General features: G+C 53.0%; 19 protein-coding genes and 2 tRNA genes. 14 read left to right on the forward strand and 7 right to left on the reverse strand.

Translation table 11 applies throughout. From position 1 onward, the window contains the following. Positions 1-381 (reverse strand): lactoylglutathione lyase, encoded by a 381-nt coding sequence (gene gloA, locus ABHF33_RS08055; RefSeq protein WP_348946481.1) that lies wholly within the window; start codon positions 379-381, stop codon positions 1-3. Between the two features lie 156 nt (positions 382-537). On the opposite strand from gloA, the gene ABHF33_RS08060 reads away from it, so the two are divergent. From ABHF33_RS08060 to ABHF33_RS08100, 9 genes are all read left to right on the forward strand, one after another. Further along, a tRNA-Lys gene (locus ABHF33_RS08060) sits at positions 538-613 on the forward strand. A 20-nt stretch (positions 614-633) separates the two neighbouring features. Further along, positions 634-706 (forward strand) — tRNA-Lys (locus ABHF33_RS08065). Positions 707-959: 253 nt separating this feature from the next. Next, positions 960-1,769, forward strand: coding sequence for a TlpA disulfide reductase family protein (locus tag ABHF33_RS08070; protein ID WP_348946617.1), 810 nt, complete (start codon positions 960-962; stop codon positions 1,767-1,769). A gap of 20 nt (positions 1,770-1,789) precedes the next feature. Further along, positions 1,790-3,502, forward strand: coding sequence for a protein-disulfide reductase DsbD (gene dsbD, locus ABHF33_RS08075; RefSeq protein ID WP_348946482.1), 1,713 nt, complete (start codon positions 1,790-1,792; stop codon positions 3,500-3,502). 10 nt (positions 3,503-3,512) lie between these two features. Continuing rightward, a complete protein-coding gene (gene dsbG, locus ABHF33_RS08080; protein WP_348946483.1) occupies positions 3,513-4,376 on the forward strand; it encodes a thiol:disulfide interchange protein DsbG in 864 nt (287 codons plus the stop codon). Between the two features lie 24 nt (positions 4,377-4,400). Beyond that, on the forward strand, positions 4,401-5,036 hold the full coding sequence (locus ABHF33_RS08085) for a response regulator (RefSeq protein ID WP_348946484.1): 636 nt from the start codon (positions 4,401-4,403) through the stop codon (positions 5,034-5,036). Positions 5,037-5,094: 58 nt separating this feature from the next. Beyond that, entirely contained in the window at positions 5,095-6,402 is a 1,308-nt protein-coding gene (locus tag ABHF33_RS08090) for an ATP-binding protein (protein WP_348946485.1), read from the forward strand. 12 nt (positions 6,403-6,414) lie between these two features. Then, positions 6,415-7,167 carry a class I SAM-dependent methyltransferase gene (locus ABHF33_RS08095; protein WP_348946486.1) on the forward strand — a complete coding sequence of 251 codons (753 nt, stop codon included), beginning with the start codon at positions 6,415-6,417 and terminating at the stop codon, positions 7,165-7,167. A gap of 357 nt (positions 7,168-7,524) precedes the next feature. After that, a complete protein-coding gene (locus tag ABHF33_RS08100; RefSeq protein WP_348946487.1) occupies positions 7,525-8,274 on the forward strand; it encodes a 3-oxoacyl-ACP reductase family protein in 750 nt (249 codons plus the stop codon). 281 nt (positions 8,275-8,555) lie between these two features. Here ABHF33_RS08100 and rtcR read toward each other — a convergent pair whose 3' ends face one another. Both rtcR and ABHF33_RS08110 read right to left on the reverse strand, forming a co-directional pair. Continuing rightward, positions 8,556-10,151 carry an RNA repair transcriptional activator RtcR gene (gene rtcR / locus ABHF33_RS08105; RefSeq protein ID WP_348946488.1) on the reverse strand — a complete coding sequence of 532 codons (1,596 nt, stop codon included), beginning with the start codon at positions 10,149-10,151 and terminating at the stop codon, positions 8,556-8,558. Positions 10,152-10,202: 51 nt separating this feature from the next. After that, entirely contained in the window at positions 10,203-10,427 is a 225-nt protein-coding gene (locus tag ABHF33_RS08110; RefSeq protein WP_348946489.1) for a hypothetical protein, read from the reverse strand. A gap of 331 nt (positions 10,428-10,758) precedes the next feature. On the opposite strand from ABHF33_RS08110, the gene ABHF33_RS08115 reads away from it, so the two are divergent. From ABHF33_RS08115 to rtcA, 4 genes are all read left to right on the forward strand, one after another. Further along, on the forward strand, positions 10,759-11,895 hold the full coding sequence (locus ABHF33_RS08115) for a slipin family protein (RefSeq protein ID WP_348946490.1): 1,137 nt from the start codon (positions 10,759-10,761) through the stop codon (positions 11,893-11,895). 65 nt (positions 11,896-11,960) lie between these two features. Further along, positions 11,961-13,181 (forward strand): RtcB family protein, encoded by a 1,221-nt coding sequence (locus tag ABHF33_RS08120; RefSeq protein WP_348946491.1) that lies wholly within the window; start codon positions 11,961-11,963, stop codon positions 13,179-13,181. 44 nt (positions 13,182-13,225) lie between these two features. Further along, positions 13,226-14,158 carry a hypothetical protein gene (locus ABHF33_RS08125; RefSeq protein WP_348946492.1) on the forward strand — a complete coding sequence of 311 codons (933 nt, stop codon included), beginning with the start codon at positions 13,226-13,228 and terminating at the stop codon, positions 14,156-14,158. 30 nt (positions 14,159-14,188) lie between these two features. Further along, complete coding sequence (rtcA, locus tag ABHF33_RS08130; RefSeq protein ID WP_348946493.1) at positions 14,189-15,241, forward strand: RNA 3'-terminal phosphate cyclase; 1,053 nt, start codon at positions 14,189-14,191, stop codon at positions 15,239-15,241. On the opposite strand, the gene ABHF33_RS08135 is transcribed toward rtcA, so the two are convergent. The 3 genes from ABHF33_RS08135 to ABHF33_RS08145 form a co-directional block, all read right to left on the reverse strand. Then, positions 15,225-15,572 (reverse strand): low molecular weight protein tyrosine phosphatase family protein, encoded by a 348-nt coding sequence (locus tag ABHF33_RS08135; RefSeq protein ID WP_348946494.1) that lies wholly within the window; start codon positions 15,570-15,572, stop codon positions 15,225-15,227. The two genes, rtcA and ABHF33_RS08135, sit on opposite strands and share 17 nt — an antisense overlap. A 77-nt stretch (positions 15,573-15,649) precedes the next feature. Beyond that, positions 15,650-16,270, reverse strand: coding sequence for a peptide chain release factor H (gene prfH / locus ABHF33_RS08140; RefSeq protein ID WP_348946496.1), 621 nt, complete (start codon positions 16,268-16,270; stop codon positions 15,650-15,652). Then, complete coding sequence (locus ABHF33_RS08145; RefSeq protein ID WP_348946497.1) at positions 16,267-17,421, reverse strand: RNA ligase RtcB family protein; 1,155 nt, start codon at positions 17,419-17,421, stop codon at positions 16,267-16,269. The genes prfH and ABHF33_RS08145 overlap by 4 nt, the downstream gene beginning before the upstream one ends. Positions 17,422-17,789: 368 nt before the next feature. On the opposite strand from ABHF33_RS08145, the gene ABHF33_RS08150 reads away from it, so the two are divergent. Then, a complete protein-coding gene (locus tag ABHF33_RS08150) occupies positions 17,790-20,192 on the forward strand; it encodes a putative bifunctional diguanylate cyclase/phosphodiesterase (RefSeq protein WP_348946498.1) in 2,403 nt (800 codons plus the stop codon). On the opposite strand, the gene ABHF33_RS08155 is transcribed toward ABHF33_RS08150, so the two are convergent. Then, entirely contained in the window at positions 20,163-20,528 is a 366-nt protein-coding gene (locus tag ABHF33_RS08155; protein WP_348946499.1) for a hypothetical protein, read from the reverse strand. The genes ABHF33_RS08150 and ABHF33_RS08155 overlap by 30 nt on opposite strands. Between the last annotated feature and the right edge of the window lie 125 nt (positions 20,529-20,653).

Genomic DNA, 20,653 nt, shown 5'->3' on the forward strand with positions numbered 1-20,653 from the left:
TCAAGGCTGGATAAATTCGATTTTGTAGCCATCCGGGTCTTCGACAAAAGCAATCACCGTCGTGCCATGTTTCATCGGCCCCGGCTCACGGATTACTTTGCCCCCCTTGGCGCGTACCGCCTCGCAGGTGGCCACAATATCGTCGGTTTCCAGCGCAATATGGCCATAGCCGGTGCCCAAGTCGTAAGCCGGCGTATCCCAGTTGTGGGTCAACTCCAGCACGGCTTGTTCCGCCTCTGCGCCATAACCAACAAAGGCCAGCGTAAAGCGCCCCTCCGGATAATCCTTGCGCCGCAATAAACTCATCCCCAGCACCTCGGTGTAAAACGCAATCGAGCGCTCCAGATCACCAACGCGCAACATCGTATGCAAAATCCGCATGATTTTTCCTTTTTTCCACAATGTGGCAGTAGTTTACCGCGAGCCAGTGCGCATAGTCGCGTGGCATAATGCCAAAGCAGCGCAAAATTTCTGCAGATTAATCGTTGACAGCCGCAAAAATAACCTTATAATGCGCATCTCTGTATGTGACGACGCGGGTCGGTAGCTCAGTCGGTAGAGCAGCGGACTTTTAATCCGTTGGTCGAGGGTTCGAATCCCTCCCGACCCACCATCGCCAAATACAAGACCTCTGGGTCGGTAGCTCAGTCGGTAGAGCAGCGGACTTTTAATCCGTTGGTCGAGGGTTCGAATCCCTCCCGACCCACACGAATTAAGTAAAAAGCCTCAACTTCGGTTGGGGCTTTTTGTTTTTCCGCGCACAAGCATCACCAAACTCAAGACCCCGCATGCAGCGATAGGCATGGATAGGGTTCTGAAGCTGAGATCAATTCAACCTTCATGCTTCTGCAGACAAAACCATGCCTCGGAATCAGCCGGGATCTTGGGCCATCACTCTTAATCCTGAGTTAATCGCCTTGCATTAAGCTCGCTGTAATTTCCTCATTCAGTTGCGCAAAATGCATACAGTCAATCTTGGCCCCATGGCTCTACCCATGGCGCTTGTTATCTTGTTAGCCGCGATTTTTGCCAGCCTTGCTGTAGCTCATTGGGCTGCACGAACCAATAAAATCAATATTGAATCTCAGCTTTGGATCGTATTGTTACTCGGCTTAGTGGCGGCACGACTTGCTTTTGTTGCGATGTACTTCGCTCAATATCAGGCTGCACCACTCAGTATTATCAATATCCGCGATGGTGGTTTTAGTGCAGCAGCAGGTATTGCAACCGTCTTGCTGGTTACCGCCTGGTTAGCCTGGCGCCATGCAAATCAACGAAAGCCACTGATATTGGCGGTTTTAAGCGGCGTCTTACTGTGGTTTGGCGGCTCGTTTTTGGCAAAGCAATTCACATCAGAGCCGCCAATTCCTAATCTCAGCCTCGTTGCGCTAGATGGGACGAGCGTGAGTTTGCCAACGCTCAAAGGCAAACCTGTCGTTATCAATCTTTGGGCTTCCTGGTGCCCGCCTTGCCATCGTGAAATGCCCGTACTTCGTGATGCGCAAATCAATAACCAAGACGTGATGTTTGTTTTTGCCAATCAGGGCGAATCAGCCGAGCTGATCAAACGCTATCTCAGTACCAACCAGCTCAAGTTAAATAATGTCTTGGTCGACCCGGAAATGCAGCTGAGCAAGTCCACGAGCAGCGTCGCCTATCCAACAACACTATTTTTCAACGCCCAAGGCCAATTGATTGAGCGTCGGGCAGGTGAAGTGTCATCTGCAACACTGGCTCGAAGTATCGAAGCCTTACGCCCGAAACCTTAGCCCGTTTGAGTGAGACATTCATGATTAAAATATGGATTACGCAGTTCATCATCTTGCTGGGCCTGGCTCTGCCAGCGTGGGCCAGCCCCAATTTTTTGCCCCCTGAACAAGCATTTAAATTCTCGGCAAAGTTAATCGATGCCAATACAGCCGAGGTCAGATATGACATTGCAGATGGCTACTACATGTATCAAGAGCAGTTTAAATTTACTGCAACCGGTGCAACGCTGGGCAAACCAGCCATTCCAGCCGGGCAGGTGAAATTTGACGAGACTTTTGCGAAGGATGTCGAGGCACACCGGCAATCGGTCGTGATCCGTATTCCGGTCAAGGCATCAGCACCATTTAACTTAACGGCAATTAGCCAGGGATGTGCAGATGCAGGTTTATGTTATCCACCACAGGAGGCCAGCGTTCGGCTCGATCCTGCCAAGCTAACGGCGGACAGCAACCCAGAGCAATTACCAGCCGATGACTTAGGCAAAATTGCGGCATCGCTCAATAGCGGAGAATTACTGACGATTCTGCCCTTATTTCTACTCATTGGACTGGGCTTGGCGTTCACGCCTTGTGTATTGCCGATGATGCCCATTTTGTCGTCCATTATTATTGGCGATACTGCAAAACAATCCCGTCGCCGCGGTTTGGCGCTGTCCGCGATCTACGCCTTGGGTATGGCGCTGGTTTATACCCTATTAGGTGTCGCCGCAGGTCTAGCAGGTGAAGGACTGGCGGCCAATCTGCAAAACCCTTGGGTGCTGAGTGCATTTGCGATTTTGTTGGTGCTGTTATCTCTATCGATGTTTGGTGTGTATCAATTACAAATGCCTGCGTCGATCCAAAGCAAGCTCAGCAGCATGTCGGGCCATCATCCAAATCGCAAATACTTGGGTGTCTTTACCATGGGCGCTTTATCGGCACTCATCGTCGGGCCTTGTGTGGCGGCTCCGCTGGCGGGCTCTTTGCTCTATATCAGCCAAACCCGTGATGTCGTGATTGGTGGCAGTGCCTTGTTTGCTATGGCAGTGGGGATGAGTATTCCGCTGTTATTGCTCGGCGCTTCAGCAGGTACTTTATTACCACGCGCTGGCGCATGGATGGATGCAGTGAAGCGTTTCTTCGGCGTTTTAATGCTGGCCACTGCGCTGTGGATGGTTTACTCCATTCTTCCTGCCGTGGTGAATATGCTTGCGTGGGCAACGCTGACACTGAGTTACGCCGGGTATTTGGTTTGGACAGGCGGGGCAAAGAGCAAAATAGTGGCGCTGATTTTTGCGCTGATTGGCTTAATACAATTGTTTGGTGTTGCCACAGGTGGGCGGGATGCACTTGCCCCATTGGCTCATCTCAGCTCACAGGGAAGCTCGCAAAAATTACCATTTACTCCGGTGAAATCGCTGGCTGAACTGGATGCCATCCTCGCTAGCTCGCCGAATAAGATCGTGATGCTCGATTTTTATGCCGACTGGTGCGTGTCATGTATCGAAATGGAAAAGCGCACTTTTATCGACCCGCGTGTGCAGCAACAATTAGGCACGATGTTATTGTTGAAAGCGGACGTTACCGCTAACAATGCCGACGATAAAGCATTGCTGAAACGTTTTAATCTATTCGGCCCACCAGGCATCATTTTCTTTAATCAACAAGGCCAGGAAATACCCCAAAGTCGTGTCATCGGGTTTCAAAATGCCGAAACATTTCTGCAATCGCTAACGCGTGCAACACGCCAATAAAGGACATAGGATGCCCAACTTTAACGCAAGCCCGTTGCTGCGCTCCAAGTCTGCCATTGCTGGCACCAGCCTACTCCTGCTCTCAATCATCGGCGGAGACGTTTATTTGAACTCGGCTGACAAGGAGCCTCAATATCCTCGGGTGATTCAAGCAGACGTAGAGCAAGGCATGCTGGAAGTTGTTCGTTCTTTCCCCGCCCCTTCCGGTTTGACGGGGTGGGTTTTATCCCAAGCAGGCCAGCATTCGATTGCGTATACCACTCAAGACGGGGAAACTTTGTTAGCTGGCATGCTAATCAGCGAAGAGGGTAAAAATCTGTCAGCAGAACATGAAGCCCAGTTTGTTCCAAAACCGGATTTTACTGCGCTCTATAGTACCTTAGAGCAATCAGCCTATATTGCAGAGGGCGAATTGGAAAACCCGAAAAAGATTATTTACGCTTTTACCGATGCCAATTGCCCCTATTGCCACAGGGTTTGGAAAGCCTTACAACCATATGAAAAAGTGGGTTTGCAAGTCCGCTGGTTACAAGTTGCTATCCTTGGGCCTACCAGCATGACAAAAGCCATTGAAGTGATGAGTGCCGCAGACAAGCCTGCTGCGTTTGCTCAGTTGGCGCTCGATCATGGCAAACCATGGGCTGCCAAGGCGGAATATAGTGCAGAAAGTCAGCCTGAAATTGCGGAGCAAATTCGCAGTCATGCGCAATTAATGGGGCAATTCAATATCGCAGCAACACCGGGCATGATCTGGAAAGATGCCCAGGGTAAATTGCAAGTGAAAGTAGGTATGCCGCGTTTATCCGAATTACCAGCCATCACTGGTTTGGCCGAACAAGCGACGACTGATCCAGCGCTGTTACAGTATCAATGATGATTAACAACCGGGCGTTATCCAATGCCCGGTTTATTTTTTGCGGTGAAGCTCACAATGCATGTGTTATTAATTGAAGACGACGAACTGATTGCCAGTGGCATTCGTTCTGGCCTGCATTTACACGCCATGACGGTCGATGGCTTTACAACCGCAAGCGCTGCCACACAAGCGTTGGCAGTGGGTCATTTTGATGTCGCAGTGCTCGATTTAGGCTTGCCAGATGACGATGGCCTCTCTGTACTCAAGCGTTGGCGCCAAGCCGGGTATGATTTGCCCGTGTTGATTCTGACCGCGCGTGATGCGATTGAAAACCGTATTACCGGATTGCAAGCGGGTGCCGATGATTACTTGATTAAGCCGTTTGACCTAGGTGAATTAGTGGCGCGTTTGCAGGCCTTACAGCGCCGCGTAGCTGGTCGCAGCGTTTCGCTACTACAGCACGGTGAGCTTAGTTTTGACCCGGTTTCGTTTCAAGTCACCCTCGGTGGCGAACCAATAGAATTATCCCGCCGCGAGTTGCTGTTATTACAGGCCTTCCTCAACAAACCCAATCATATTCTCACACCAGATCAGGTTAAAGACAGCCTGTATGGCATGGATGACGAGATTGAAAGCAATGCGCTCAATGTACATTTGCATAATTTACGAAAAAATTAGGCCCTAATATCATCAAAACAGTGCGGGGATTGGGCTATCGCTTAGGGGAGGCAGAGCTTTGAGTTTACGCTTACGCCTGCTGATTATCCTGAGCTTATCACTCACTTTGCTGTGGGGCGGCGCATCAACTTGGATGATGCTGGAGCTACGCAAAGAATTGAACCAAACCCTGGACAAACACCTCGTTTCATCTGCCAAACTGGTCGCCGGCATTGCGACAGAATTTGCAAGAAACACCTCCCCCAGCGCCAGCACAAATATTCTCAATGTCTTAACTCAAGAAGGATTGGCCTGTGAAGTAAGTCTGCTCAGAGGAAAAGTGATCGCCCGAACAGCAACAAGCCCACCAGAAATCGCCCAGCCGAAGACGGGGTATCACACGCAAATCATTGATGGACAAGCCTGGCGGAGCTATACCCTTGAGCACGATGGTCTGCGCATTACGACAGCAGACCGGATTTCAACCCGCCATACACTGCAAAACGGCATGATTCTGGCGGCAGCCATTCCATTCCTGATCGCAGTGCTGGGCAGTCTGATCGCTTTGTGGCTAGGTATCCGTCAGGGGCTGGCGCCATTAGAGTCGATCCGCCGTGCACTCTCACAACGCAATCCGGCTTCAGGGCAAAAACTGCCTGAAACGGCGGTTCCCAGTGAACTGAAACCCTTGATTGCCACCATGAACGGCCTATTGGAACGGATTCAACATCTAATTGCACGCGAGCGTAGTTTTACCGGCAATGCCGCGCATGAGCTGCGCAGCCCACTCACGGCAATTAAAACGCATTTGCAAGTTGCGCGGCTCGCCCATGATCAAGAACAGGATGTCGCGCTTGGGCATGCGGAAGAAGGCGTTGCTCGAATGCAAAATATGCTCAATCAATTACTCACGCTGGCGCAGGTCGAAGGCAGCGATACAGCGACACAAGAAAATGACAGTAGTACGTCTACTGTGTGTGATTTAGTGATGCAAATGATCCCCGCTAACGAGCGAAAACGCATCTCAATCGTAGATGCCAGCAAATCGGCCCAGTTAGCCATCCCGTCAGCCTTAGCGGCAACGGCGCTACGCAATCTGGTCGACAACGCCTTGCGCTACTCAGCGGGTGCGGTGTTGCTACATCTGAGCGCCGATCAAGAACGCGTGACTTTCCGTGTCGAAGATGAAGGATCGGGCATGTCCGAATTGGAGCGCCAGCAAGCAGTTCAGCGGTTCTGGCGTAGCGGCAAAGGCCAAGGTAGTGGCCTGGGGCTTTCGATTGTCGAGGCAATTACACAGCGCTATCACGGCCAGTTTCAGCTACTTGAGCGTGAAGAAGGTGGTTTGATTGCGCAGTTGAGCTTCCCAAGAAATTCAGTCCAATAACCGGATTTAAATATGCAGTCTAACTTAGCGCAAAACTGGTTTGAGCAAGGCGGAGAAGCCTACGCGCGTTACCGACCAGACTACCCAATTGCGCTGGCTAAGTTTCTCGCTTCGGTGGTTTGTGATCATACGCTCGCAGTCGATGTGGGCTGTGGGAATGGTCAACTGACCGCGCAATTGGCCAATTACTTTGATGCTGTGCTCGGCGTAGACCCTAGTGCCAATCAGCTGACGAATGCCATTGCTCATCCACGAATTGAGTATCAGTGCGCCCCAGCCGAAAAGCTGCCATTACCAACGCAATCGGTCAGCCTGCTCACTGCAGCTCAAGCCGCACATTGGTTTGATCTGCCAGCGTTCTATGGTGAAGTTCGTCGAGTCATGAAACCTGAAGGCGTTATCAGTTTGCTAAGCTATGGTGTACTCCAACTTGAGGCCGAGCTGGACGAGCGTTTTAAGTATTTCTACTGGCATGAAATCGCCCCCTACTGGCCAGCTGAGCGAAAGTTAGTCGATAGCGGTTACGCGACAATCGACTTCCCTTTTGCAGCCATCTTAGCCCCCTCGCTAGCGATTGAAAAAAACTGGAATTTGCGTGAGTTTTTGGGCTACATCACAACTTGGTCAGCCGTCACTCATGCTGGACACGCGGGTCAAGCGCATATTTTGCTGAACTTCGCCGAGGAAATGGCAACGCTTTGGGGAGATGCCAATACCCAGCGCACCATCAGTTGGCCTATCCATATGCGGATTGGAAAAGTCTGACGATTGAGTTGGCACGACCTGCGCTGACCAAGGCGAACGCTAGGCTCTGTTGAGCCCGAGCCATTCCCAGTGGAGCCCCAAACACCTGATATCTGAAGGGGTATTTTATTCAGGCTCTTAATCCTGATTTAATCGCCAGCCATTAAGCTCACTGTAACTTCTGTTTACGGCACTGCATTTAAATGGAAATGACTTGATTCCAGTGATAGATAGCTGGCTTGCTCTTTTATTTTGCACTCGCTGAAGTAGCGTTGGTAATCAGAAAAATGACCCTTGATTGTGATTAGTTAAGATCATCCAAGTTCAAATTAATCATTTTAAATTTATCTATATTCAAGCCTCAAAAAGGAGTTTCAAATGGAAAATACCAATCATCTGCAAGGTAAAGTCGCTTTTGTGCAGGGCGGCTCACGTGGTATCGGTGCAGCTATCGTTAAGCGCCTAGCGCGCGAAGGCGCTGCGGTCGCATTCACCTATGTGTCTTCTGCCGCAAAAGCCGAACAAGCCGTTGCTGAAATTGTACAAGCGGGTGGTAAAGCCTTGGCTATTCAGGCCGATAGCGCTGACTCAAATGCATTGCAGCAGGCCATTCGCCAAACCGTAAAGCATTTTGGCGCACTGGATATTCTGGTCAATAGCGCTGGCGTGCTGGTTTGGGGCCCGCTGGAAGAGCTCACACTAGAAGACCTCGACCGCACACTGGCAATCAATGTACGCAGTATTTTTGTGGCCAGCCAAGAAGCCGCTCGCCATATGAGCGAGGGGGGGCGGATTATCAATATTGGCAGTATCAACGCTGACCGCATCCCGATTGCGGGCGGCTCAATCTACGCCATGAGTAAATCAGCGCTAGTCGGTTTGACCAAAGGGATGGCGCGTGATCTAGGTCCACGCAAAATTACCGTGAATAATGTTCAGCCTGGCCCGGTTGATACCGAAATGAATCCTGCGGATAGTGAAACTGCGACGCAGTTGAAGGCTTCAATGGCGCTAGGGCGATACGGCCAGGCCGACGAAATTGCTAGCTTTGTTGCTTATCTTGCAGGGCCGGAAGCAGGCTACATCACCGGTGCGAGCTTAAGTATTGATGGTGGTTTTACTGTGTAAAACCCACCTCTATTAAGTAAATCAATGCCATTTACTTCAGAAAAAACCTCAATTTCTTTACTAGAAATTGAGGTTTTTTTTTTACAAATATCTGGTGGCCTTTTGAGGCTCCGCAGCTCAAACCATAGATTGCCATCAAAGAAATCAGTAATACATATACATCAAGACAGATCCTGCCATTCAGCAAGCTCAAGTGAACGGCATTACACAATAAGTGCCATATTCATTCAGTAATTCATTGCAACTGATTGGAAAATCATTACCCTTATGCTGAAGTAAAGCTAATGAAAATAAGCCTCTTTCACGCTCGCCCAATCCAGCCCAAACCGCGTCAGATATTTGCGCAAGCGGTCGGCGTCGTTGCTTTTGGCTTTTTCCTGTCGCGATATATTGAACAAGCGCCGCCCGGCGTCAGAGAGCGAATCGGCGGCCTGGCACACCTGAATCACTCGCTCGAGTTGCAGCCGGTCAAATAGGTCAAGCTCGCTGGCGCGCTCACCCAGCAGCTCATCAATCACGCTCGGCGAGCTAACTTGCCAGGACAGGCGCAGCCGGTCGATTTCCTCATCGGCCTGCGTCAGCGTGATGCGACCATTTTCCGCCAGTGTCGCCATCCGCGTCACCGCGGCCGACAGCTCGCGAAAATTGCCCGACCATTTCGCGTCTGATGAAGCGGCAAATTTCAGAAAACGCTGTCGAGCCTCCGAATTAAACCGTACTTGCTCGCCGTGCTCTTTGGCAAAGCGAAGCAATTCAAAATCCAGATTGGGCGCCAGATCTTCGGCACGCTCGGCCAGCCCCGGCAGCTCATACAGCCACAAATTAATCCGCGCGTATAAATCCTCGCGAAATTTACCTTCTGCCACCCACTGCTTCAAATCGCGCACCGTCCCAGCAATCAGCTGAAAATCGCTGGCGACTTCCTTGTCACTACCAAACGGGAAAAAGCGCTTTTCCTCGATGGCTTTGAGCAGCATGGCTTGCTCGTCCAGCCCCAGCTCGCCAATCTCGTCCAGAAACAGCAGCCCGCCGTCAGCGCTGCGCAGCAAGCCTGCGCGCTCGGTTTGTGCGCCGGTAAATGCGCCTTTCACATGCCCGAACAAAGTCGACATCGCGCTATCGCCGCGCAGCGTGGCGCAATTGACCTCGACAAAACGCCCGCTGATTTGATGGCGCGCGACCTTCATTTCGTAAATCCGCCGCGCCAGAAACGATTTGCCCGCACCCGTTGGCCCGCAAAGCAAAATCGGCGCTTTCGAGCGGATGGCAACACGCTCGATCTGCTCGATCATCCGGTTAAAGCGCGGGTTGCGCGTGGCAATGCCCGATTTCAAAAACGACACGGCTTCGTCGCGCACTTGGGCAAAGCGGCTGGCGATCTTGTTATAACGCGACAAATCCAGATCAATCAGCGTGTATTTGCCCGCTACGCCATCGGTTTCGCGCTTGCGCGGCGGCGAAGTCTGCACCAGCCGCGCAGGAAAATAACGCGCCTCGGCCAGCAGAAACCAGCCAATCTGCGCCACGTGCGTGCCGGTAGTAATGTGGATCAGATAATCCTCCATCTCAACATCAAACGCATAGCTGCGCCCAAAATCGTGCAGGCAGGCGTACACCTCCTCGAAATCCCACGGATCGCTTAGATTCACCTCAACACTCACCACCTCGGTTTCGGGCGACACCTGCGCAATATCCTGCTTCAGGCGCTCGAACAGGCTTTTGCTGCGGCTATCGTGCAGCAACTCGATCCGGCTGATCAGCAAATCATCGTGCTGGCACAAACCGATTGTTGGCCGCCATTTCTCCCAACGCTGACTACCCCGCCCGGCAAAATCCAATACCGTGCCAACAAAGCCAAACACCACTGTGCGCTTCATAAGTTTATCTTTTTAGATAAATAACGATCTGATTATATCGCTATTATCAGATCAACCCCATCCGAAATTTCCATAAAAATCCAGATCAATACAAATATTTTCATTAAAAATCATCAGCTTGAATAAATTAAACATCCAGAAATCCAGATTGGCACAGCCGTTGCTATTCATTAGGCATGCAGATCGGCTCAGACCGGCAACAGGCAGCGGCTCCCACCCCGCTCCGGTACTGCTGGCATTTTGCCAGTGGGTATACCGCCCGATGATCTCCTGCATGACGGTGATGGCAATGGATTGCGTTATCCGGGTTCGATTCCCGGTTCACCACCTCTGGATGGCTCAACGGTAGAGCATCGGCCCAATGGCCGAGCAAGCGGGTTCGACTCCCGCTCCACGCCTGCAAGGGCTTATTGAACGTAATAACGCAGTACCCGGTGTGGCTCACTGAGCCACCGCAGCAATGCCGCCGGTGTCCGGTTCTCCGCGCATCAGCGGGAACAACAGGAAATGCCGCAATACTGGGCGGCTCCCCTTGCTCCTGCCCATGCGTAGGTCAACCGCACATCCGCACTGCGCTGCAGCCGGGATTCAAACAAGGAGAATAAAAATGTGGCAACGCTTTCAAGTTAAAAAGAACGAACGTGGCCTGTTGCTGCGCAACGGGGATGTACAAAAACTGCTGGAGCCCGGTGAATTTCATCTGTGGAACTGGCCCAAACGCTATACCTTGCTGACCTTTTCGCTCGACGAGGCCGCCTTTACCCACTCGCTGGCCGATTATCTGTGCCGCAATGAGGCCGCGCTGGTCGAGACGCATTTCCAGCGTATCGAGCTGGCCGACCACGAAGCGGCGCTGCGCTATGAAAACGGCGTGCTGGCTGAAATCCTGCTGCCCGGCTCACGCCAGCTGTACTGGAAAGCCGCCGCGCCACAGACTTTTGAACGGATTGATTTGCGTACGCAATTTGAATTGTCGCCTGCGGTGCTGGCAACGCTGACTCAGGCCGCGCTGCGCGCCAAAACTATCCGTAACAACAATACCGTGCTGCAGGTACAAGTGCCGGAAAGCCATATCGGCCTGCTGCATATCAATGGCCAATTTCAGCGCCAGCTCAAGCCGGGGCGTTATGGCTTCTGGCGTTTTGGCCGCGAGCTGACGGTTGAGCTGGTCGATACCCGCCAGCAAACCGTCGAAGTCAGCGGGCAGGAAATCCTGACCCGGGACAAAGTCTCCTTGCGGCTCAATCTGGCGGCCAACTGGCAGTTCACCGATATCGAGCTGGCGTTTACCCAACTGCCCAAGCCTGTGGATTTTCTGTACCGCGAATTGCAGTTTGGCTTGCGCGCTGCGGTAGGCACCCGCACGCTGGACGAATTGCTGGAAAACAAGCAACTGATTGATGATGTCGTCGTTGCACATATGCGCACCCGACTGGCCGGATTGGGGCTGTGCGTTCACAGCGTGGGCGTGAAAGACATCGTGCTGCCCGGAGAAATGAAAACGCTGCTGGCGCAAGTGGTCGAGGCTGAAAAAGCCGCACAGGCCAATGTGATCCGCCGCCGCGAAGAAACCGGTGCGACGCGTTCGCTACTCAATACCGCGAAAGTGATGGAAGACAACCCAACCGCGCTACGGCTGAAAGAGCTGGAAACGCTGGAAAAACTAGCCGAACGGATAGACAAAATCTCGGTATTTGGGGGATTTGATCAATTGCTCAACGGCATGATCAAGCTAGGGTCTTAGGGGTATATCCACACAGGCATTACTCACAATAAGCTACAACAATATACCCCTACAAAGGAAAGATCATGAGCAAGTTTGATATTCTGGAAGTTAAAAACGGTAAACCCATCAAACTGTGGACCCAAGGCGTCCCTGTTGAAGACGAAGCGCGCGAGCAACTGATCAACACCGCCAAAATGCCGTTTATTTTTAAACATCTGGCCGTCATGCCCGACGTGCATCTGGGAAAGGGTTCGACCATCGGTAGCGTGATTCCCACGCACGGCGCGATTATTCCGGCGGCGGTCGGCGTGGATATTGGCTGTGGAATGATGGCGGCGCGCACCACGCTGACAGCCAGCGATTTGCCTGACAATCTGGCCGGATTGCGTAGCGCGATTGAAGCCGCTGTACCGCATGGTCGCACCAATAGCCGCGCGGGCCGCGATAAAGGTTCGTGGGATACGCCACCTGCGACAGTCGACGCGATGTGGGGCGAATTGCATGAAGGCTTCAAGCGCATTACCGATAAATACCCGCGCTTGAAAAACACCAATAACCATAAGCACCTGGGGACTTTGGGAACGGGAAACCACTTTATCGAGGTGTGTCTGGATGAAGAAAACCGCGTCTGGTTTATGTTGCACTCGGGCTCGCGCGGCGTGGGAAATGCGATTGGAACGCACTTTATCGAGCTGGCGCAGGCCGATATGCGATCACACATCGCCAACCTGCCGCACCGCGATCTGGCTTACTTTACCGAAGGTAGCCAACATTTTGACGACTACGTCGAAGCCGTGGGTTGGGCGCAGGATTTCGCGCGTCGCAACCGTCTGGTGATGATGCAAAACGTCATCGCTGCCGCGCGCAAAATCATCACCAAACCCTTTGCCGCCGACGTGGAAGCGGTGAACTGCCACCATAACTATGTGCAGAAAGAAACGCATTTCGGGAGCGAAGTACTGGTGACGCGCAAAGGTGCGGTGTCAGCTCAGAAAGGCCAGCTGGGAATTATTCCGGGTTCGATGGGTGCGAAAAGCTTTATCGTGCGCGGGCTAGGAAATGAAGAATCATTCTGTTCATGCAGCCACGGTGCAGGTCGCACGATGAGCCGTACCAAGGCGCAGAAACTGTTTACCGTCGAAGACCAGATCAAAGCCACGGCACACGTCGAATGCCGAAAAGACGCCGACGTGATCGATGAAATTCCGATGGCGTACAAAGACATTGACGCTGTGATGGCCGCGCAATCCGATCTGGTCGAAGTCGTGCATACGCTGCGTCAGGTGGTGTGTGTGAAGGGGTAACTCCTCGAAACCACAAGTGCTCATTCAAAGATCAAGGAAATGTAATGCAAGCAAGCACACCTGAAGCAATGAGACCATCCTGCCACCTTGCCATTAAATTGGCTCGGAATGCTGATACAGCCGTGTTGTTGCGAAGAGGGCCGAGCAAATGGGTGCAATTGATTAAATGGGATTTGCGGAACGACCAGTTTGAACATGGGCAATGGTTTCGCGGGCGAATTTATGAGTCCGTCAGTGATTTATCTGACGATGGTGAATTACTGGTGTACATGGCCAGAAAAGATGCTCTGCGATCACTGAAGGAACTAGGTTCAACCACTTGGACAGCGATTTGCCGACCCCCTTTTCTAACCGCCCTGCAGCTCTGGCCACATCCGGTATATTGCGGAGGAGGCCAATTTACCCAAGAAGGAGCACTTAATCTTGGTTTGCATCACAGCTGGATTAAGCAGGAATACACCCGGACACAAGCATCAATAAAAATCCGAGAGCAAGAGCATGGCTACCACGGCCACAATTTGCCGCTGGATTTACAGTTAAAACAGGGCTGGCACCCCATTAACCGGAGGCTTGATCAACTAACACATTATGGTTGGCCAACAGACACACTCTGGAAAAAAACCAATGCGCAGAGCAATGTGACACTGATATGTGAAACACAAAAGAGCCGGCAACCATACCAAAAAGCCCAATTGCATAAATGCTTCAGCGTGCAAACAGCACAAGGAACTCATGATCTGGGGACGGCTGATTTTGTCGAATTTGATCATCAAGGGCAATTGCTAATGGGAAAGGAAGGGAGACTATTTCGCTGCGCCAAACCACTTGCTGACGTGTTGGCCTGGAAACTACTTCATGATTTCAGCACAGCGGCTCCCGTATCCCTGCAATCTCCGCATTGGGCGATGCAATGGCCGAAAATCAAAAAACAGAAAACTGCCAAAGAACGCCATTTGCGTATACGCCAACACGATTAAAGTAATATTCAATTGAAAAAATGAAGAGAAATGAAAAATATATCCATTGAAATCGATGGCGCTAGCGGCGAAGGCGGTGGCCAGATTTTGCGTAGCGCGCTGACGCTCTCGATGATCACAGGTCAAGCATTTCAGATTAAAAATATCCGCGCCAAGCGCCCCAAGCCCGGCTTGCTACGCCAGCATTTAACAGCGGTTGAAGCGGCGGCAGCGATTTGCGGTGCGCAGATGACGGGGGCCCAAATCGGCTCAACCTCACTCAGCTTCAAGCCCGGCGCGATTCGCGCTGGCGATTACCATTTTGCGATTGGTACGGCGGGAAGCTGCACGCTGGTGCTCCAAACCATATTGCCTGCACTATGGTTTGCTAAACCGACGTTTGCGGATGCACCAAGCAGCGTGACCGTCTCCGGCGGGACGCACAATAAAGCCGCGCCGCCAGCCGATTTTCTAATTCGCGTCTGGCAGCCGCTGATGGCGCGTATGGGTGTGCAGCAAGAAATCACGCTGAATCGGCACGGCTTTTATCCGGCGGGCGGCGGTGAAATCGCGGCAACGGTGTCACCATGCCAATCATTGCAGGGCTTTGATTTGTGTCAGCGCGGCGCTTTGCGCCAAATCAGCGCCACGGCGCTGATTGCTGGCGTTCCAGCCAAAGTCGCGCAGCGTGAACTGGCCGAAATCGAGCAAAAAATCGCTGGCGTCAGCACTGCGATACGCGGACTCAGCAACGATCAAGGCCCCGGCAATGCGGTGCTGATTGAAATCGAGCATGAAAATATCACGGAAATGTTCACCAGCTTTGGCGAAAAAGGCGTCAGCGCCGAAGCGGTGGGCAAGCAAGTGGCCAATCAGGCGCAACATTACCTGCACAGCGGCGCGGCAGTGGACGAATTTCTGGCTGATCAACTGGTGCTGGCTTTGGCGCTAGCCGGATCAGGCCGATTTACTACCACGCATGTGTCGGCGCATTTGCTGAGTAATATCGACGTTATTGAGCAATTCCTGCCGGTCAACATCACGCAAACGCCTGTGGATGATGATGTCGAAATTCGGGTGACATCGCTCAGCCAAGGTCAATGATGCTAACCAGCGACTGCTCCAACAATTCAATTAGCTCCGGATCCATAAACTGATAATCATCGGGAATATCGAGTACATGAATCGACTTGTTACTCAATAAGCGCGTAAATTGCGCGCGCAGCCGGGATTGGTGCTTTTCTTCCATCACCAAAATCACATCCGCCCAGCGAATATCATCGACCGACACCGTATGCCGCGCATTCGGGCTTGTGCCCGCCGAGCGCGTCAGCAGCTTTGGATGCTTGCGCCAATGCTGCTCGGCCGTCGGGCTGCGCCACTGATTGCGGCTGCAAATAAACAGCACTTTGGTGCGCTCTGATTTTTGTGCCATTGCTTCACTCCCGATCTTTTACCTACGGGTATTGCCATAAAAGCCATATTAAATAAGACCTGTATGGCAATACCCAATCAGGCTAAGTTTTCAATAAATTGCTCGCCCTTGAAAACCCGTTTCGGGCTACCGCGTTCTAGCTGGTAATGCTGCAGGCGTCGCTCAGCACGCTGTGCTCCCATTTCGTCGGCGGCGCGGCAAGCTAGGCGATAGGCAATCAGTTGCTCGGCCAGCCGTTTATTGGCGTGCTGGCTGCGCTCGGTTTGCACTTTCACCGTAATGCCGCTGGCGATGTGCGTGGCGCGCACTGCCGATTCGGTTTTATTGACATGCTGCCCGCCAGGGCCGGAAGAACGAGTGGTTTCAAAGCGGATTTCACCCGCCAGATCGCTCGCTGGCATGGCGCAGCGAAACACGCCAATAAACCAGTTTTTACGCAGATGCCGGGGGCGATACGGGCTGGCGCAAATCCACTGAATCGTGCCTTCCCATTGCGCAATCAATTGCTCTGCGCCTTCGCCATCAATACTGAGCAACACCGAGCGCAAGGTGCCGACTTTGTCGCCCGCTTCTTGCTCCAGCAGATCCAGCACCAGCTTGCGCTGTGCGGCCTCTTCAATGATGCTGCTGAGCGCTTTGGCGACCGCCAGCTGGCATTCCAGCGGGCCTTGCGCGGCGGAGATTTGACATAAACTCATTCGCAGCACTCCCCACGCGTTTTGTAGGTGAGTACCGGCTTGAGCCGCGCAATCACGTTGACCAACCCTGCGCCGACCAAGGTAGCAATGATATTGCTGGCCGGTTTGTAGGCCTCCGGCGCTTCCTCGTAAATTAGCACGCGATCAGCGCAAATTACCTGGCTACCCAATTTGGTGCGGCTCAGTTGCGCCACGGTATAACGGCTACTTAAACGCCCTTTGCACTCGCTGCGCATCCATTTTCGTCCCGCGCCATGCGCGAGCGATTGCAGGCTAAGGTCACTCGCCATCGGCTGAACCAGATAGCTGTAATCGCCGCGCGAACCGGGAATCACCACCGCACCTTGATCGGCAGGCGTCGCACCTTTGCGGTGTATCCAGCCTGGCTGGCCGTGCATTTGCGCTGGCAGCACCAGATTGTGGTTTACATCCAGAATCTGCGCGCCATCCGTGCCCAGTTTGGCCAGAATGCGTTGCGCAATCAGGAGTCGATTGACTTCAGCAAAACGCACGGCCTGATCATGCTCGGCCAGATACGCCCGGCATTCATTTGAATCGGCCAGCAAACCCTGATGGCCGTGCTGATCGATATGCTGGCGCAAAATATGCTGCCCCAGCCCGCGCGAACCGCTGTGCACCAACAGTTGCAGCTGCGCTTTGTTCAGCCCCAAGGCCGCAAATGCTTCAACATCGTGAATCTCGTCAAAGCACTGCAATTCGGCAAAGTGATTGCCACCACCAATCGTACCCAGCGCTGGCCGGAAACCAATCTCGGCGGGTAATTGGCTGGCAATCAGCGCCTGCCATTCTTCGCCCTGTGCCTCGTCGCACAAAGGGCCATCGATATTGCCGATTTTTTTATCCAGCTTGCTATGGCTGACTTTTCTGGTGTCCAGATTGGTTTGCCAGAGCGCCATACCGCATCCAATGTCGCCACCGATCAGCGCCGGATAAATATATTCAGTAGAGAAAAATGCCGCACCAACCGGATAGCCGCGACCGGGGTGTAAATCCGGCATGCCGGAAACGTAGTGCATACCGGGGAGTTTGGCGGTGTTTTGGAGCTGGGCGATGGCATCGCCTTCGATCCAAGTATCTGCAGACGCAATTAAATTAACGCGCGCAGACAACAATTGAACGTAGTTGCCCATGATAAATCCATATCAATTTTTGAAATATTTGATGTGGCAGGCCGCAGCCTTGGGCAAGACGAGGGATTTACAGCGAGGAAATCTCGATCAAGCTAGGCGCGGACTGCGGAGAATGTGGTGGTGTTTTGCATGGTGTGTTCTCCTTTTTACAGTACGGTTGATCAATAGAATGGCCTGCAGCATATACGCAGCGAAGCGCAAATCAAAGCACGGCGATGTTGCGGTATGTAACCTTGCAACACCACTGATGAGCGGCTAATGACGATGCAGATTCTTTCTGCGGCTCTGCTAATTACTTAATTTTATTTGTATATTCAGTCGTTTGGTAGTAAGAGTAATAACTGGAATCATCCCGGTGACGATCAATCATGTGGCATGCCATTCTCAGCTTTTATTCCAGATTTTCATCCGCGCAAAGCGTGCGTGGCCGTGTTTCTACGGCGATGGGTGTGGCTGGTATTGTGCTGGGCATTGTCCTCACCGCAGTGATGCACTGGCGCTGGGAAGACAGCGTGCGCTCGGCAGCCCAGACCCGCTTGCAACTCACCGCCCAACGCGCAGCCGACGCCTTGCTGGAAAATCTGGGCAATCGCCAGCTGCAAATTCAGCAGATGGCCGACGTGATTTCATCATCGCCGCAGCCAGAGCCAGCCAGCATCCGCCGGCTATTTGACCAGCTACAGCAACGGCAGGCTGACTACGCCTGGATCGGTCTGGTCAATGCCGACGGACTGGTACAGGTATCAAGCCGTGGCCTGCTGGAAAACAGAAACGTGGCGCAGCGCTACTGGTTTCAGGCCGGTTTGCGCGGGCCATTTTTTGGCGAACCGCATGAAGCCGTGCTGCTGGCCAAGCATTTTCCTGCCAGAGTGGATGGTGAGCCTTTGCGCTTTATTGATGTGGCGGTGCCGATACGCAACGCCAGCAATCAACTCACTGGCGTGCTGGGGGCACATCTGTACTGGGATTGGGCCAAATCCATCGTTCACAGTGTCAACGAAACCGAGGAAATCGAAGTCCTGCTGGCCGATCAGAAAGGCAACTGGATTATGAAGCCCTTGGCCGAGCCCTCGCACAATCTGGCGCAATTGGCGGCGCAACAGGACCCGGAACGCTATCTGTCAGCACAAACCACGCTGCATTTTCAGCACTCGGTCGAGCAAGTAAGCTGGACTGTGGTGGTGCGCGAACAGGCACAGCATGTTCTGGCGCCGATCAAATACACGCGCAATCTGATGCTGCTGCTGGTGATTACCGGGGCGGCGATCTTTGCACTGGTGTCCTGGAGCATTGCTGGGCGGGTGGTGCGACCGATTGTAGCGCTGGCCGAGCTGGCCAGAATGTATCCGGTCTCCGGCAGCGACGCCCCCGCTAAACCGGCACCAGAGCAGCGCGACGAAGTGGGAATGATGGGGCAGGTGATGCACCAGCTGGCCTATTTTGACCTGCTCACCGGGCTGGCAAATCGGCGGCGGGCGCGTGAATATTTAAACACAGCCCTGCAAAAACAGCCTCCGCACGCACAGTTTGGTGCCATTGTGCTGATTGATCTGGATCACTTCAGCCATCTGAACGACACCCTAGGCGATGAAGCGGGTGATCAGTTGCTGATTGAAATAACCCGCCGGATGCAAGGCATTTCCATGCCATGCGATATGCTGGCACGGCTGGGTAGCGACGAGTTTGTTGCGCTGTTTTCAGCGCCGCACAAAGAGCAGGCACGGCAGCTGGCCGCCGACTGGGCGCAACAGGCCCTCACACGCATCAAGCAGCTTGTTGATCTGGGCGGCAAGCTTTATCACTGCCACGCCTCGGTGGGCATTAGCCTGTTTGGCGAGCGCAGCATCACCGCCAACGAAGTATTCAAGCAAGCCGAAGTGGCGATGTTTGGCGCCAAAAATTCGCATCACAGCAAAATTGTGTTTTTTGACGAAGCCATGCAGGCCAGCCTGGACGAGCGCGTGCTGATGGAGCGCCTGCTGCGCCAAGCCATGCCGGGCGAAATGTACCTGCTGTATCAGCCACAAATCGACCAGAACGGCCATATTCTGGGAGCCGAGCTGCTGGCGCGCTGGCAGCAACCGCAGCTGGGCATGATTTCTCCGGCGCGCTTTATTCCATTGGCCGAAGAAACCGGGCTGATTATCGTGATCGGGCACTGGGCGCTGGAAGAAGCGTGCAAACAGCTCAGACGCTGGGCCAGCGAGCCGGAGACGGCGCATCTGGTGCTGGCGGTGAATGTCTCGGCACAAGAGTTTGTCTTGCCCGATTACGTCGAGCGCGTCGTCAGCGTTCTGGAAAAGAGCGGCGCCAATCCTCGCCGTCTGAAGCTGGAGCTCACCGAAAGCATTCTGGCCTCCGATGTCGAGCAAGTGACGAGCAATATGCAAATCCTGCGCGACTATGGGGTGAGCTTTGCGCTGGATGATTTTGGCACCGGTTTTTCTTCGCTGTCCTACCTGAAAAATATGCCGTTTGATCAGCTCAAGATTGACCAGTCATTTGTGTGCGATATGACGGTGAATCCCAGCGATGCCGCGATTGTTAAAGCGATTGTCGCATTGGGTCACAGCCTGAATCTGGACGTGATCGCCGAAGGCGTTGAAACCGAGGCGCAGCAGCAGTTTCTGCTGGAAAACCACTGCTACCGTTTTCAGGGCTATCTGTTTGGCAAGCCCATGCTGATGGCCGAATTCGAGCAAGCCTGCCGTCTGGACTGGCAATCGCGCAGCCCGCAAGATTTACCGCTGGGCGTCAATATCCGCCAGTGATTCCTCACCCTTGGCGGTGATAAAGTGCCCGACTTCACCTTCGCGGGTTTCCAGATGGCCTTTGCGCAGCAAAAAGGCCAGCGCCTCGCCATTCACTTTAAGGCAGGGGTCGGCTTTCAGCTGGCGCAGGCAATCAATGCACAGCGTCATGAAAATGGTCTGCTTGCCCAGATCGGTAATTTGCAAAATGCCGGTTTTGCGCTCGTAGGCCGCCAGCTTCTGGCTAGTCAACGCTTTCACGTTTTTAAACACCTTGTGGCTTAGCCGCGTGGTTTTTAGGCCGCGTGCCACTTCTTTTAATGCGTCCATTTCGTCTTTGGATAATTTACCGCTCATGCCGCTGTCCTGTCTTTCGATCAAATTTGCCCGCTATGGTACGCGCCCCGCGCGCAGATGGGGAAATTTGCACACCTGAGCGGTCAGCTAGGCGGCCTTTGCGCTGCATCAAGCGCCAATTAGAT

Source organism: Chitinibacter sp. FCG-7 (assembly GCF_040047665.1).
GTDB classification, from domain to species: domain Bacteria; phylum Pseudomonadota; class Gammaproteobacteria; order Burkholderiales; family Chitinibacteraceae; genus Chitinibacter; species Chitinibacter mangrovi.